A 14,487-nucleotide genomic window follows, 5' to 3' on the forward strand; every position below is an offset into this window, starting at 1 on the left:
GCTAAGACGTGACTTCGACAATCAGGTCATCCCAGACCGAAAACACAAGGTCCGGCGCCAGCCGGTGGCGTATGTCCGTGTGATTGGCCGCCATTTCTGTGCGCATGTGCGGATCCTGTATCAGCTGCAAGGCAGACGCGGCCAGCGCATCGACATCTCCGGTCGGCACCAAAAAACCATTTCGACCGTGATCAATCAGATCGGATGGGCCATAGTCGCAATCGAAGGATACAATGGGGATACCACTGACCGCCGCCTCGGCGACAACATTGTGAAACCCTTCAAAGCGGGACGTCGCCAAAACGATCTCACTGTTTTTTGCCCAAAGACCGACCTCGGGCGTATTGCCCGGCAAATTCACAACGCCCTCAAGCCCCAGATCTTTGCGCAGCGTTTCCAATGCGCCGCGTTCGGGCCCTTCTCCGTATATTGTCAGAGTCGTTTCGGGGCTGTGCGCGTGAATACGTTGCATGGCTTGCAAAAGCATATCGAAGCCCTTTTGGGGCACCAGCCGTCCGATCGAAACCAATTGACGCGCTGGTCCGGTCTTTGTCGGGGCAACGACATCAAAGGGCGTAATCGGGTTCGGAATAACAATCCCACGCTTGCGCAGCGCCGGTGGCAAATCCGCCAGACCTTTCTGTGTCAAAGCGACCACTTTGGCAGCCCGCATCCCCAACACGGCCTTGAGCTTCAACCACAAAGGATGGGCATTTTGCCGTTTTGGATTGTTGCGCTCGCAAATGATGACTGGAATGCGCTTGTCCAATGTGGCCAGCAAGGTCAGCACGTTGACCTTGGTCAGAAATGAGATCACCAGATCTGGCTTGAATTGGCGCACTGTTTTTCGGATGTGCATCAAGCGCCTGAGCTGCCCCGACTTCCCGGTCAGCGCACTGATTTCAACATCAGGGTGATTTTCGAAGTACGGCCCCTGCTCGGGCATGCTGAAGGCCGTCACATGCACCTTCAGCCCTCGCCGGGCGAAATGCCCCGACAACATTGAGATGACTTTTTCCGCCCCACCCGGCCCAAATCCGGCCTGTACAAATAGTACTCGCACCAAAACACCCTAAAACAAATCAGCAGGCTTCGTGACGCTAAACCACGCCAGAAGTTCATACAACAAATCGTTTGTTAAATTAAAATTAAGACGAAAAACGGCGCTCTAATTGGTCCCTGGCCGGTTTCTATAACCCTCGCCTAAGTCATAGCCTGAACAATCGCTCTGCAAGACCGGAATCCCATGCGAATTAGAAACGAAATTTTGACAGCGACCGCTGGAAAACGGCCCAAGCGATTCTGTGATCCGCTTGGAACAGGGTCAGACGTCGATATCCAGCGCCAACGCATGGATCCGGGGCACAATATCCCCCAACGCCTTGTGCACCGCACGATGGCGGGCGACGCGGGACTGCCCCTCGAATGCAGAGGCTCGGATGCGGACGTTGAAATGGCTCTCGCCACCGTCCTGATACCCCGCATGGCCGCGATGGCTTTCGCTGTCATCGACAACCTCAAGCTCGCGCGGATCGAATGCGGCTTGCAGGCGGGTTCGGATTTCGTCGGTCACGCTCATTTTTATGCTCAGCGGCAAAAATTTTGCCGCGCCCCTCTTCTACTTTCGGCTGCTTAGACTAAACTGCTGCCTCCGAGTCGAAAAGATGCGTTCGTGAGGATCACAGCATGGCGAAGTCAGACCCCTTCGGATTTGATATGTCCGTTTCCAGCGCCAAGAAAAAGAACCCGCGCGGGCGTCGGGGTATGTCGGGCGCGTCTGAGACCTCGGTGCGGATCTGCGACCACCCGGGATGTGAAGAACCCGGCAAGTACCGCGCGCCCAAAGCACCGGATGTATTGGATGATTTCTACTGGTTCTGCCAGCAGCATGTGCGCGAATATAACCAGAAATGGAACTTCTTCGACGGCACGACCGAGGCCGAGCTGAACGCGCAGCGTTCGAAAGACAAGGTTTGGGAACGTGAAACCAAACCCATGGGCGATCCCGAAGCCCGTGCCTGGGCCCGCCTGGGCATCGAAGACCCGCATCAGGTGTTGGGTTCGAACAGCACCCAGAACAAGGGCCGCACCTCAGGCGGAGGAGGCCGTCGCCTGCCGCCCACCGAGCGTCGTGCAATCGAGATTCTGGAAGCCAATGACAGCTGGTCCAAAGCCGAGGTCCGCAAGGCCTACAAGAAGCTGATCAAGGTACTGCACCCGGACATGAACGGCGGCGACCGCTCGCAAGAGGAACAGCTGCAAGAGGTCGTCTGGGCCTGGGATCAGATCAAGGATAGCCGGAACTTCAAGTGACGTCTGGCCCAAGCCTCGCTTGTTAATAGGGTTGTGGGATCATCAGATACGCCTGATTTGAAGATCGAATTGCACGGGCTGGAATCCCCCACCCCATGCAATAGGTCTTGCCAAGCACAATCAGAATTTACCGTTGTCGTGGGCCATTTCGTTTGGGATGGGCGAAACGACGTCCCAGTGTTCGACGATTTTGCCATTCTCGACGTGCCAAAGATCAAAAAACGCCCACGGCTCGCCACCCATGACGGCATCCGACGCCACGAAGACAAAGTTCCCCTCGGCAACAACAATCTGCGGTTCGAACTTGGTGATGACCATCCCTTGCGCCGCAAATGCCTCGACCGCTGCCATTAGGCCATCCAAGCCATCCGCGATGTTCGGATTGTGCTGACGATAAACGGCAGGGTCCATGTAATCGGTGACTTTCTCGGGGGCATTTCCGGCAAGGACATCCCGCACGAAGCCGACGACAAGCTGTTTGTTTTCAGCCGTTTTCCCATGATCGGCCAACTCGACCGGCCCATCTGTCATTGAGCGTCCCGACGCCGTGGTCTCAGGCGGGGCTTGCAAGTTGTCCCAGTGTTCAGCAACCAGCCCGTCTTCGACCCTGAACACATCGAAGGCAACAAGGGTCGGGGCGCCAAAAGCATCGGCGTTTTCAAAAGTGTTGTGCAAGACGACATAATCCCCCTCGGCAATGACGCGGTGGGTTGTGACGGTCATGCCTGAGGCTTCGATTGCCGGAATAACGCTCAGCAATGCGTCGGCCCCGGTTGGAATTGAAGGATTGTGTTGAATGTAGTCCGGGGCCAGCAGATCTTTGGCCGCTTGCGGGTCATGTTCAACAAAGGCTGCTGTAAACAGAGCCATAACCAGTTCCTTAGGTGTCATCGTGCGTCCTTTCGATTCGCGTTATGGCAATAGCTGGTATCAAAAATGCACTACGTTTCAATTACGCACTAAAATGAAACAAGGTATGTTTTAGGATACCTGGTCTGGTCCAAGGGCGCTTGAATCGCCGAACATCGGTATGGTAATCGACGCTGGTATTCAATTTGCACCGAGGCGAAAATGCTACCCATAGGCGTTGAAAGCAAAGCCGAAGCATCGAACTGCCCCATTCGCTCCGTTCTGTCGAATGTTACGGGCAAGTGGCGCATGATCATCATCTTGTCGCTTGAGGATGAACCGAAAAGGTTTGGAGAGATCAAGCGCTGCATCGGCGATGTGACACAGCGGGTTCTCACCGAAAACCTGCGGGGGCTTCAGCGCGATGGGTATTTGACACGGACCGTTGATCCTGGTCCTCCGGTCGCTGTGTCTTACGAACTGACCCCGCTGGGTCGTAGCCTTCTGGAGCATCTGAAACCGTTGGTCTTCTGGTCCAGCACGCGACAGGAGCAGGTCAAGGCTGCGCGGCTGGAATATGAAAAAGCGCATCAGGACTGAGCGGTTCTGGCCGATCACCGGCGCTAGTAAATTGCAACTCTGACACCTGCATGCGGTGGCCCCACAGCCCTCAAGCGTGACGTCCAATACGAACCTGATCGTTCAGAGCATCTCGTCGTCCTCAACCTGTTACAAACCCTTGTTACGGCCTGTCCCGTGGGCCGCGTACTCTGCCCATATCCGATTTGACGCGAACAGCGAGTTTGGACTGTGATATGGACAACCTGATCTACACCGTTCACGAGGTCTCAGTGGTGCTGGCCCTCGGTTCGGCCCTGATGTTGAGCCTGTATCTTGCCCTGAACCTGCGCTTGCCGCGTTTGGGTCTGTGGCCCAGCGCCAGCGGATGGCGGCATCACGCGGCATTCGGGCTGTTTCGGCTGTTTTGCGGCGCCACCGTCGTGTTCGCCTTGTCCGAGGTTTGGGTGAACGGCTGGGGCCATTGGGTGCGCTACGCTATCGGCGTGCCGATCATGGTGCTTTCCTTCGGCATCACGCTGCGCGGGTACCGCTTTCTGGGGCTCGACAATACCTACTGCGAAAGCGACGGGTTGGTGACAAGCGGCATGTATGCCTATTCGCGCAACCCGCAATATGTTACCTCGGTGCTGGCAACGGTGGGTCTGGGGATCTCCAGCGGATCGTGGCTGACCCTGGCCTTGGCCGCCATTCTGTTCCTGATCTACTTTCTGTTCGTTCTGAACGAAGAAAGATGGCTGCTTCAGGGCTATGGCCGCTCCTTTCAGGACTACATGCGCCAAACGCCACGATTTGTTGATGAGCGCAGCCTGATCAGATTGCGTAAGGAGATCCTGCAGTAATCGTTTCAGACCAACCGATAAGGCCAGTTGAAAAGAAACATCCGGTCAGCTTCTTCAAGTGGCGGCTTTCCCTTGCCCTTGCCTGCAATATGTTGCACCACACACGGGTTCAAACCCGGCAATACGGGTCAAAGGATAAGGACAAGGCGCATGGCTGACGGATCGATCGACATCAACGCAAAACCAACCGAAGAGATCTCGGTCCGTGAAGTGTTTGGCATTGACAGCGACATGGCGGTCAAGGGCTTCGCCGAGGCCAGCGACCGTGTGCCTGCCATTGATCACACCTACAAGTTCGACCCGGAGACGACGCTGGCGATTCTGGCAGGCTTTGCCCATAACCGCCGGGTGATGATCCAGGGCTATCACGGCACCGGGAAATCGACCCATATCGAACAGGTCGCCGCCCGCCTGAATTGGCCCGCCGTACGTGTGAACCTGGACAGCCACATCAGCCGGATCGACCTGATCGGGAAAGACGCGATCAAGCTGCGCGACGGCAAGCAGGTGACTGAATTTCACGAAGGCATCCTGCCCTGGGCGCTGCGCAACCCCGTTGCCATCGTTTTCGACGAATACGACGCAGGCCGCGCCGACGTGATGTTCGTGATCCAGCGTGTTCTGGAGCATGACGGCAAGCTGACCCTGCTGGACCAGAACGAGATCATTACGCCGAACCCGAACTTCCGCCTGTTCGCCACCGCCAACACTGTTGGTCTTGGCGACACCACGGGCCTTTATCACGGCACGCAGCAGATCAACCAAGCGCAGATGGACCGCTGGTCACTGGTCTCGACCCTGAACTACCTGAGCCACGACGCCGAAACGATGATCGTTCTGTCGAAGGCCCCGCATTACAACACCGAGAAGGGCCGCAAGACCGTCAGCCAGATGGTCACAGTCGCCGACCTGACCCGGACCGCGTTCATGAATGGCGATCTGTCCACCGTCATGAGCCCACGGACCGTGATCAACTGGGCCCAGAACGCCGAGATTTTCCGTAATGTCGGCTATGCCTTCCGTCTGTCTTTCCTGAACAAATGCGACGAGTTGGAGCGTCAGACCGTGGCCGAGTTCTATCAGCGTTGCTTTGATGAGGAACTGCCGGAAAGCGCGGCGAGCGCGAGCTTGGGGTAAGCACCCGAATTGCGCCCGTTTCGGGCGCAATGCCTCCGGCGGGGATATTTTTGGCCAGATGAAGGCGGATCCGTTAGTCTTCTCCGCGTTGGGCAGGTCACTTTGATGAGGGCTTAGGACATGGCACAGAAGAACGACAACCCTGCTGATCCGTTCAAGAAGGCCCTGGCCGAGGCCACCAAGGTCATGGCCGATGATCCCGAACTGTCGGTGACCTATACAGTCGATCCCTCGGGCATGTCGGGTGAGTCGATGCGGCTGCCTCAGGTGTCGCGCCGGATGACTCGAGAAGAGGTGTTGCTGGCGCGCGGCACGGCGGATGCCTTGGCGTTGCAACGCAAATACCATGATGACGCGACCCATGCGCGCTATGCGCCTCCGGGCGACATGGCGCGGGATCTTTATGAAGCGATGGAGGTCGCGCGGTGCGAGGCGATGGGTGCGCGGGATATGCCCGGCACGGCGTCGAACATCGACGTAAAGATTGGCCACGAAGCGCTGCGGCGCGGGTATGATCAATGCAAGCAACCGGCCGAAGCGCCCCTGTCGGTGGCGGCAGGCTATCTGATCCGGCATCTGGCCACCGGGCGCGATCTGCCGCCTGCAGCGGAAAACGTCATGAACCTGTGGCGCGGGTTTATCGAGGAACAGGCGGGCGGCACGCTGGAAAACCTCGACGATATTCTCTCGGATCAGGCCGAGTTTGCCAAATTCACCCGTCAGGTGATCAAGGATCTGGGCTATGGCGACCAGCTGGGCGATGACCCGGATGAGCTGGATGACGAGCAGGAAGATCAGGCCGAGGACGACGCGGACGAACAGCCCGATCCCGACAGCACCGGGCAGGATGATCAGGACGAGCAAGACGCCGACGCCACGCCCGAGCAAACGCAGGAAGAACAGCAAGATCAGTCTCAGGCCCAGGTCTCGATGGATGAGATGGCCGAAGATGAGATGGGCGATGAGGCCGAAATGCCGGATGGCGAGGCTCCACTGGAACCGCCTGCCCCACCGCCCGCGTCCGAGGCTGACCCGGATTACAAGGTCTACCTGAACACGCATGACGAAGAGATCGCCGCCGAAGATCTGGCCGAACCGGCCGAGCTTGAACGGCTGCGCGCCTATCTCGATCAGCAGCTGGATCAGTTGAAAGGGGCTGTCAGCCGTTTGGCCAACAAGCTGCAACGCCGTTTGCAAGCGCAACAGAACCGGTCGTGGGAGTTTGACCGCGAGGAAGGCATTCTGGATGCCGGACGTCTGGCGCGTGTCGTGGCGAACCCGACCACGCCGCTGAGCTTCAAGGTCGAAAAAGACACCGAGTTCCGCGATACCGTGGTGACTCTGCTGCTGGATAACTCAGGATCGATGCGCGGGCGTCCGATCTCGATCGCGGCGGTTTGCGCCGATGTTCTGGCGCGGACGCTGGAGCGCTGCAATGTGAAGGTCGAGATTCTGGGCTTTACCACGCGCGCGTGGAAAGGCGGTCAGGCGCGTGAGGCATGGCTGAACGATGGCCGCCCGCAACAGCCCGGGCGTCTGAACGATCTGCGCCATATCATCTACAAAGGGGCCGATGCGCCCTGGCGGCGCGCGCGGGCCAATCTGGGTCTGATGATGAAAGAGGGGTTGCTGAAGGAAAATATCGACGGTGAGGCGCTGGAATGGGCCCATCGCCGCATGCTGGCACGACGGGAGCAGCGCAAGATCCTGATGGTGATTTCGGATGGCGCTCCGGTCGATGATTCAACGCTCAGCGTGAACCCGGCAAATTATCTGGAAAAACACCTGCGCGATGTGATCGCCATGGTCGAAAAACGCAAGATGGTCGAATTGCTGGCAATCGGGATCGGCCACGACGTGACCCGGTATTATGATCGGGCCGTCACGATCACCGATGTCGAGCAGTTGGCTGGCGCGATGACCGAACAACTGGCGGCGCTGTTTGACAGCGATCCACGCGCCCGCGCGCGTGTGATGGGAATGAAAAAGGCCAGCTAAGGCTGGCCTTGCCTCCGGCGGCCGTATTTTAGACAAGAAGAAGAGGCGGCGTTTCAAGCCGTCCTTCGGTTTGAGGGAGGGAACGATGTTTCAGTCTTTTGAAGTTACGGCGCGTCCGGAACAGGGGCCGCCGCGCTTGGCTGCATTGCGGGCCGAGATGGAGCGTGAGGGACTGGACGGGTTTCTGATCCCGCGCGCGGATGCGCATCAGGGGGAATATGTGGCCCCGCGGGATGAGCGGCTGGGCTGGTTGACCGGGTTTACCGGCTCGGCCGGGTTCTGCGCTGCGCTGCGCGATGTGGCCGGTGTGTTTGTCGATGGGCGGTATCGGACGCAAGTCAAGGCGCAGGTTGCCGAGGTCTACACTCCGGTCCCATGGCCGGATGTCAGCCTGAGCACCTGGTTGAAAGAGCAGTTGCCGCAGGGCGGCAAGGTCGGGTTTGACCCCTGGTTGCACGCGGCCGGTCAGGTCTCGGCCGTGGCGAAAGAGCTTGCGGGCAGCGGTATTGAACTGGTGCGCAGTGACAATCTGGTAGACCGGATCTGGGCGGATCAGCCTGCCCCGCCAATGAACCCTGTGGCAGCCCATCCGATTGAATTTGCCGGGGAAACCGCCGAAAGCAAGATCGCGCGACTGGCGGAGGGTTTGAATACGTCCGGGCGCGCGGCGGCGCTGATCACCTTGCCGGATTCGATCATGTGGCTGCTGAATATTCGCGGCTCGGACATCGCCTATAACCCTGTGGCGCACGGGTTCGCGATTTTGCACGCCGTCGGGCAGGTTGATCTGTTCATGGCCGCCGGAAAGCTGGACGGTGTACGCGAGCATTTGGGGGATCAGGTCTCGGTCCGGGACCCTGCGGAGTTTCTGGATGCTGTCGGTCGGTTGGAGGGGCGCGTTCAGGTGGATCCGAACACGGTACCTCAGATCGTTGCAGACGCTTTGGGGGACAAGATGGTTGATGGCGGCGATCCCTGCGCCGTGCCGAAAGCCTGTAAAAACCCGGCTGAAATCGCAGGCAGCGCCGAGGCGCATTTGCGTGATGCGGTTGCGGTGATCGAAACCTTGTGCTGGTTGGATGGACAAGGCCCCGGTACCGTCTCTGAAACCCAGGTCGTGACACGGCTGGAAGAGAGCCGGCGCAAAGACAATGCGTTGCAGGACATTTCGTTCGACACAATCGCGGGAACCGGCCCCCATGGTGCGATCATGCACTACCGGGTGACCGAGGCGACCGATAGCAGGTTGGAAAACGGCCATCTGCTGGTGCTGGACAGTGGCGGGCAATATCTGGACGGGACCACCGATATTACTCGAACCATTGGAATCGGCGAGGTCGGAGAGGTCGAAAAAGCCTGCTTCACCCGCGTTCTGAAGGGCATGATCAATCTGTCGATGCTGCGCTGGCCGGTCGGGCTGGCCGGGCGCGACATTGAATGCATCGCCCGGGTGCCGCTGTGGCAGGCGGGACAGGATTTCAATCACGGGGTCGGTCACGGTGTCGGCGCTTACCTAAGCGTGCACGAAGGCCCGCAGCGCCTGTCGCGGATCAGCCACGTGCCGTTGGAGCCCGGCATGATCCTGTCGAACGAGCCCGGATATTACCGCGAAGGCGCGTTTGGTATTCGCATCGAAAACCTTGTCGTGGTCGAAGAAGCCCCCAACCTGCCTGACGGCGATGATGAACGCGCCATGCTGCAATGGCGTACGCTGACTTACGTGCCGATTGACCGGCGCCTGATCTTGGTAGATATGCTTACCTCCACCGAACGCGCCTGGCTGAACAGCTATCATCAGGCCGTTGCAGAAAAGATCCGGCCAAGGCTGGGCCCTGAGGCTCAACTGTGGTTGGATGCCGCAACAGCGCCGATTTGACATCGGACTGTTACATGGAACGGGCAGAGGAGAGGCCCGAAAAAGGCGAGGAAAAGACGAAATATGACTGAGATCACAATCGAGAAGGCGGACGGAAAGTGGAGCGTTCGCTCGGGCGGTGCGGTTCTGGGCGAAAGCAGCAATGCTCTGGTACTGCTGGAAGGCGATCTGGATCCAGTGGTCTATTTTCCTCGCGCGGATATCGCGATGGCGTTTCTGGATCAGACGGACAAGGTTACGCATTGCCCGCATAAGGGCGACGCGACGCATTATTCGATCGTGAACAAGTCATCGGTGACAGAAAACGCCGCCTGGAGCTATGAAAACCCGATCCCTGCCATGGCCGAGATCAAGGGTTATCTGGCGTTTTATCCAGCGGAGTCAGTGAAGGTTGAACAGATTTAAACCTGTTTGGCTCACCTGTATTTGCCCTGGGCTGCGGCGCGGATCAGACATAGCCCTTGCGCACCAGCGTGCGGTAGCTTGATCGCATCTCGCCCCGGTCGATGTAACATCCCCGCAGGTAGCGCTCTCCGCTTGTGGCAGAATACGCCTCGCGGCCATGAACGATCCGGTGGTTGTCGAAGACAAAGCACTCGCCTGCCTGCATGCGAAAGCGGTTGAGGTATTTGGGGCTGTTGATTGCCCGCAGGAACTTGCTGAAAGCCGGGTAATAGGCATCCAGAATGTCCTGGGGCAAATCAAACACATCCGCCATATGCTGCGAGACGGTCACGCCTGACACGGTGCCATTTGTATCCAGTTCGATCACGTGCTGATGCGCGCGCCAATCGAAATCTTCGTGGTCATAGAAAAACGGCACTTTGTGCTGGACCAGCAGATCAAAGTCTTCGGGATGTTCGGCGCGGAAGTCTTCGGCCACGGCGGCCCCGTCGACAAACAGGCTGTAGCCCCCATCCACGCTGTTTCTGCGGCAATGCAGAAACTGAACACCGGGCGCCATTTCTTCTGACGGTGTGTCGGTATGCATCTCCAGTGCATTGGCGGTGAACGCAAGATTGACGGGGTCTATATGGACCTTCACATCAAAATATTCACCAGCGACCGAGGGCCGGACCAGCCCGAGGCAATTGGTGAGTTTGGTCAAGGACTCGTCGCTGTCCTCCATATCCGTGATGACGGCGACGCCTTCTTCGATCAAGGCACGGGCCCAGGCCGCGCGGGTTGTCATGTCGTGGATCACGTCATGTTGGCTGAACCGTGGAAAGCTGTCGCTATGCCCGGCCCGCCAGAGCTTTCTGGGAAGCACCGCCGGATCATCCCGCCCGCCGCGTGTCTGAAACCCCATCAGCCAGTCGATTGAATACCGGCTTTGGTGGTCTTCACCCAGCCAATCGATGATCAGATCATTGCCCTCAACCTCGGCCGATCTGGCCTGCGGGGCTTGAGTCAGCGAAGTAATGTCAAACGTGCGCTCACGCAGTTCGGGATCAAAAGACGAGGTGCAATTGTCCCGCAGCCAGTAATAGTTGAAATAGACGTCCTGCCCACCGGTGTGGAGAACAAGCCCCTGATCTTTCAGAGCAACCGCACCATTTGTGTTCGACATCGCTGGCTCCTGGCAGATGAAACAACCGCATGTGTTGGTCCCGTTTCCGGGATTCTGACGCGACCATGACGAGATTCGAATTTCGACGCAAAGCCAATTTCAAATTCGCGTATCCTGCTCACGCGACTGTGGTGTGCATGTGAAGCGTGTGGCGTGCACACTGAATGTGGATGCGAACAGGAGGGTGCCATGTCTGTTTCACGTCGCAGATTTGCCGGGTTGATCGGGGTCGGAGCGTTAGTGCCGGGGTCGGTATGGGCGCAAAGCGATCCGGTGCTGGAGGCCATACGCAGCACGCTGTATTCCGGTCGTACCGATTTTGAAGCACAGATGGCTTACCTGATACGGCGAGGAAACCCGGATGTGGTTCCGGCCCTGATCACCGCGATGCGGTTTTCTGACCGGCGGCGGGACGAGATTTCCGAAGTGATTGAAACCCTCTCGGGCCAGAAATACGGCACTGACTGGTTTGACTGGATGCTTTGGCAGGAACGGAACCCGCAACTGGTCCCCCATCCGTCGCTCATCCCGTTCAAACGCGAAGTTCTGTTGGGGATCGATCAGAATTTCGATCTGTTCCTGCGGCCCGAATACCTGACGCGCGACAGGATGAAAATCCGGCTGGAAGAGATCGCATGGGGCGGCGTTTACAAGGATGGCATTCCCTCATTGGACAATCCGACGCTGATCTCGGCCTCGGATGCCAGTTACCTCAGGGACGATGATCTGGTCTTTGGCGTCTCGATCAACGGCGACACGCGCGCCTATCCGCTGCGGATCATGGGCTGGCACGAGATGTTTAACGAGGTGATCGGCGGGGTCCCTGTCGCCCTGGCCTATTGCACCCTATGCGGGTCCGGTATTTTGTTCGAAACGCAGGTCGCGGGTCGGCGCAAGCCCTTTGTGTTTGGCTCGTCAGGGTTCCTTTACCGTTCGAACAAGCTGATGTTTGACCGCGAGACGCATTCGCTGTGGAACCAATATACCGGCAAGCCCGTCGTCGGCCCACTGGTTGACAGCGGGATAGAACTGAAACAGCGGCCGGTTGTCATCACCACCTGGGATAGCTGGAAAACCTCGCACCCTGACACGCGGGCCTTGTCGTTGAACACCGGGCATCGACGGAACTATGGCTCGGGCGTGGTGTATCGCGAGTATTTTGCCTCACCCGAACTGATGTTCCCGGCGCAGGTGGATCAGTCACAGCACCGGCAAAAGGACTATGTGTTTGCGATCCGTCAGTTTGGCGCGGCACGGGCCTGGCCATTGGATGCGTTCAGCCGAACCCGCGTGATCAACGATGCGATTGCGAACCGGCCTTTGGTCCTGATCGGCAACCCGGATCGGCGCACCGTACGCGCCTATGAACGTGCCGGGCACAGGTTCAAGGCTGCGGATGGCGGTCTGGTGGATGAAGCAGGCCGAAAGTGGACCTTGACCGAAGAAATGCTGGTCGGCCCGGATGGCACACAATTGCCACGGGTGGCCGGGCATATCTCGTACTGGTTCGCGTGGGACAACTATCTGGGCGATGCGGCGAGCGTGTATCGCGGCTAGGAATGCTCTTCGGCCGCTGTGGCGGCCAAGGCGCGGTTATACGCCTTCAGCGCATCTACATGATACAAGGCACCAACCGGAGTTTCGGTCCCGTCGTCTTCCAGGATAATCACCGGGATGCATGGAATGTCGTCCCGATCGAAATAGGGCATCGCAGCCTCCAGCGTGGCGCTGGCCTTGACACACAGGCCCTGCTCGATCAGCGCGCGCGCCTCGTCAGCGGTGATCGAGCGCGCGTCGCCAATGGGCCGCATCACTGCCCCGGCCCGCAGCATGGCCAGCAGATAGGCCTGCGGACCGGCGGCCAGATGCACATTGCGACGCTCTAGCTGGGTCAGGAAGAACGACCGATCTACAAGGCGCGAGGCCAGCGCTGTGGACATCGACACCGACACCATCACGGCCAGACCGATCTGCCAGTCTCCGGTCAATTCAAACACGATCAGTGTGGTCGAGATCGGCGCACCAAGAACGGCGGCTGCAACCGCCCCCATTCCGGCAAAGGCATAGAGCGTGTGGGTTCCCGACACGTCGGGCAACAAACCGGTGGCAATCAGACCAAAGGCCAGCCCCGTCAGCGCCCCGATCATCAACGCGGGTGAGAATACCCCGCCCCCCATGCGCCCGCCCATGGTGATGGCAACCGCAACGGTCTTGACCACGGCAAACAGGATGGCCGTCGTCAAAACCAGATCGCCGGTCAGGGCGCGGGTCGTCGTCTCATACCCCACACCGATGATATGCGGGAACCAGATCGCCAGCAGGCCCAGCATCGCACCGGACACAGCCGGGCGCAGCCAACCGGGCAGAGACAGGCGGTTCTGGATGTGGTTGCCAATATCCTCGGCAAAGAAGATCGAGCGCATCAGCAGCAAGGCGACGAACCCGCAGATCAGCCCGAGGATCAGAAAGGCGGGCAGTTCCACGTAGAATTGCAGCGATCCGGGCGTATCCAGCGTAAATTCGGTGACATCGCCATATTCCAGACGGTTGATCACCGTCCCCGCGACCGAGGCGATGACAATCGGCGCAAAGGCGTGCACGGCGAAGTGACGCAACACCACCTCAAGCGCAAACAGCGCCCCGGCGATGGGCGCGTTGAAGCTGGCTGAAACGGCGGCGGCGACCGCGCACCCCAGCAGATCCCGCCCGGTGATCCCGTCGGCGTGGATGCGGTTGCTGACCCAGGTTGAGATGACACCGGCCATATGCACCACCGGCCCCTCCCGACCGGTTGAGCCGCCCGAACTCAGCGTGATCAGCGAGGCGAAGAACGAGGCGATACCAGCCTTGGTTTCTACCCGGCCATCGCTGACGGCGGCCCCTTCGATCACGTCCGCGACAGACCGCACGCGGCCATCATCGGTAAACTTGTTCAGGATGATACCAACGATCAGACCGCCAATGATGGGGATGATCAACACCATGAACCACGGCAGCATCTCTGCATGGCTGTGCAACAGCAGAATATCCTCGGTGTCGTAGAGATACGCCTGCAGCGCGCGGATCGCCTTGCGGAACCCCAGCGCCATGAACCCGGCGGCGATTCCGATGGCCAGCGCGATGAACCAGAACTGAATCTGGCTGGGCCCACGACGCCGCATCACCCGCCACGCATCCTTGATCGCGGCCATGGCCTGATTGAGCTGGTTGCGCAGAACGGTGCGGGTTGACTGGGTCATTGGCCCTCGGGGATCAATACATACCCCTTAGTAAGCCACGGGGCGGCCATATAAAAGTGCGATAGCGACGGTGGGGGCACCAGG

At 58.9% G+C, this 14,487-nt stretch carries 13 protein-coding genes; 8 read left to right on the forward strand and 5 right to left on the reverse strand.

What is annotated here, in order from left to right:
• Position 1 precedes the first annotated feature (1 nt).
• Positions 2-1,063, reverse strand: a complete 1,062-nt coding sequence (locus ACR0MO_RS08285; RefSeq protein ID WP_480890692.1) for a glycosyltransferase family 4 protein — start codon at positions 1,061-1,063, stop codon at positions 2-4.
• 261 nt (positions 1,064-1,324) lie between these two features.
• Positions 1,325-1,579 (reverse strand): BolA family protein, encoded by a 255-nt coding sequence (locus tag ACR0MO_RS08290; protein WP_170452047.1) that lies wholly within the window; start codon positions 1,577-1,579, stop codon positions 1,325-1,327.
• A 107-nt stretch (positions 1,580-1,686) separates the two neighbouring features.
• Here ACR0MO_RS08290 and ACR0MO_RS08295 point away from each other — a divergent pair, with 107 nt between their 5' ends.
• Positions 1,687-2,313: a J domain-containing protein gene (locus tag ACR0MO_RS08295; protein ID WP_170452049.1), complete on the forward strand. Its 627-nt coding sequence runs from the start codon at positions 1,687-1,689 to the stop codon at positions 2,311-2,313.
• 120 nt (positions 2,314-2,433) lie between these two features.
• Here ACR0MO_RS08295 and ACR0MO_RS08300 read toward each other — a convergent pair whose 3' ends face one another.
• The gene (locus tag ACR0MO_RS08300) at positions 2,434-3,183 is read right to left on the reverse strand and encodes a nuclear transport factor 2 family protein (RefSeq protein WP_480582262.1); all 750 of its coding nucleotides are present in this window, start codon (positions 3,181-3,183) and stop codon (positions 2,434-2,436) included.
• A gap of 201 nt (positions 3,184-3,384) precedes the next feature.
• Here ACR0MO_RS08300 and ACR0MO_RS08305 point away from each other — a divergent pair, with 201 nt between their 5' ends.
• From ACR0MO_RS08305 to ACR0MO_RS08330, 6 genes are all read left to right on the forward strand, one after another.
• Positions 3,385-3,762 carry a winged helix-turn-helix transcriptional regulator gene (locus ACR0MO_RS08305; RefSeq protein ID WP_170452054.1) on the forward strand — a complete coding sequence of 126 codons (378 nt, stop codon included), beginning with the start codon at positions 3,385-3,387 and terminating at the stop codon, positions 3,760-3,762.
• Positions 3,763-3,977: 215 nt separating this feature from the next.
• Positions 3,978-4,583, forward strand: a complete 606-nt coding sequence (locus ACR0MO_RS08310; protein ID WP_480780314.1) for a methyltransferase family protein — start codon at positions 3,978-3,980, stop codon at positions 4,581-4,583.
• A gap of 150 nt (positions 4,584-4,733) precedes the next feature.
• On the forward strand, positions 4,734-5,720 hold the full coding sequence (gene cobS, locus ACR0MO_RS08315; RefSeq protein ID WP_170452058.1) for a cobaltochelatase subunit CobS: 987 nt from the start codon (positions 4,734-4,736) through the stop codon (positions 5,718-5,720).
• Between the two features lie 120 nt (positions 5,721-5,840).
• Positions 5,841-7,718, forward strand: a complete 1,878-nt coding sequence (gene cobT, locus ACR0MO_RS08320; RefSeq protein WP_170452060.1) for a cobaltochelatase subunit CobT — start codon at positions 5,841-5,843, stop codon at positions 7,716-7,718.
• Positions 7,719-7,803: 85 nt separating this feature from the next.
• A complete protein-coding gene (locus tag ACR0MO_RS08325) occupies positions 7,804-9,594 on the forward strand; it encodes an aminopeptidase P family protein (protein ID WP_480871810.1) in 1,791 nt (596 codons plus the stop codon).
• Between the two features lie 63 nt (positions 9,595-9,657).
• Positions 9,658-9,999: a DUF427 domain-containing protein gene (locus tag ACR0MO_RS08330; protein ID WP_170452064.1), complete on the forward strand. Its 342-nt coding sequence runs from the start codon at positions 9,658-9,660 to the stop codon at positions 9,997-9,999.
• Positions 10,000-10,042: 43 nt separating this feature from the next.
• Here ACR0MO_RS08330 and ACR0MO_RS08335 read toward each other — a convergent pair whose 3' ends face one another.
• Positions 10,043-11,164, reverse strand: coding sequence for a TauD/TfdA family dioxygenase (locus tag ACR0MO_RS08335; protein WP_480890695.1), 1,122 nt, complete (start codon positions 11,162-11,164; stop codon positions 10,043-10,045).
• Positions 11,165-11,353: 189 nt separating this feature from the next.
• Between ACR0MO_RS08335 and ACR0MO_RS08340 the strand changes: the two genes are divergently transcribed.
• Positions 11,354-12,721 carry a DUF3179 domain-containing protein gene (locus ACR0MO_RS08340; protein WP_170622372.1) on the forward strand — a complete coding sequence of 456 codons (1,368 nt, stop codon included), beginning with the start codon at positions 11,354-11,356 and terminating at the stop codon, positions 12,719-12,721.
• Here the strand turns inward: ACR0MO_RS08340 and ACR0MO_RS08345 are convergent.
• A complete protein-coding gene (locus tag ACR0MO_RS08345) occupies positions 12,718-14,403 on the reverse strand; it encodes a chloride channel protein (RefSeq protein WP_170452070.1) in 1,686 nt (561 codons plus the stop codon). The genes ACR0MO_RS08340 and ACR0MO_RS08345 overlap by 4 nt on opposite strands.
• Positions 14,404-14,487: the final 84 nt, after the last annotated feature.

The sequence above is a fragment of the Ruegeria sp. K5 genome, assembly GCF_056531805.1.

What these genes read in the sequence shown, in the direction of transcription:
- ACR0MO_RS08290 (WP_170452047.1), bottom strand. Translation starts at nt 1,579, where the DNA reads ATGAGCGTGACCGACGAAATCCGAACCCGCCTGCAAGCCGCATTCGAT.
- ACR0MO_RS08295 (WP_170452049.1), top strand. Translation starts at nt 1,687, where the DNA reads ATGGCGAAGTCAGACCCCTTCGGATTTGATATGTCCGTTTCCAGCGCC.
- ACR0MO_RS08300 (WP_480582262.1), bottom strand. Translation starts at nt 3,183, where the DNA reads ATGGCTCTGTTTACAGCAGCCTTTGTTGAACATGACCCGCAAGCGGCC.
- ACR0MO_RS08305 (WP_170452054.1), top strand. Translation starts at nt 3,385, where the DNA reads ATGCTACCCATAGGCGTTGAAAGCAAAGCCGAAGCATCGAACTGCCCC.
- ACR0MO_RS08310 (WP_480780314.1), top strand. Translation starts at nt 3,978, where the DNA reads ATGGACAACCTGATCTACACCGTTCACGAGGTCTCAGTGGTGCTGGCC.
- cobS (WP_170452058.1), top strand. Translation starts at nt 4,734, where the DNA reads ATGGCTGACGGATCGATCGACATCAACGCAAAACCAACCGAAGAGATC.
- cobT (WP_170452060.1), top strand. Translation starts at nt 5,841, where the DNA reads ATGGCACAGAAGAACGACAACCCTGCTGATCCGTTCAAGAAGGCCCTG.
- ACR0MO_RS08325 (WP_480871810.1), top strand. Translation starts at nt 7,804, where the DNA reads ATGTTTCAGTCTTTTGAAGTTACGGCGCGTCCGGAACAGGGGCCGCCG.
- ACR0MO_RS08330 (WP_170452064.1), top strand. Translation starts at nt 9,658, where the DNA reads ATGACTGAGATCACAATCGAGAAGGCGGACGGAAAGTGGAGCGTTCGC.
- ACR0MO_RS08335 (WP_480890695.1), bottom strand. Translation starts at nt 11,164, where the DNA reads ATGTCGAACACAAATGGTGCGGTTGCTCTGAAAGATCAGGGGCTTGTT.
- ACR0MO_RS08340 (WP_170622372.1), top strand. Translation starts at nt 11,354, where the DNA reads ATGTCTGTTTCACGTCGCAGATTTGCCGGGTTGATCGGGGTCGGAGCG.
- ACR0MO_RS08345 (WP_170452070.1), bottom strand. Translation starts at nt 14,403, where the DNA reads ATGACCCAGTCAACCCGCACCGTTCTGCGCAACCAGCTCAATCAGGCC.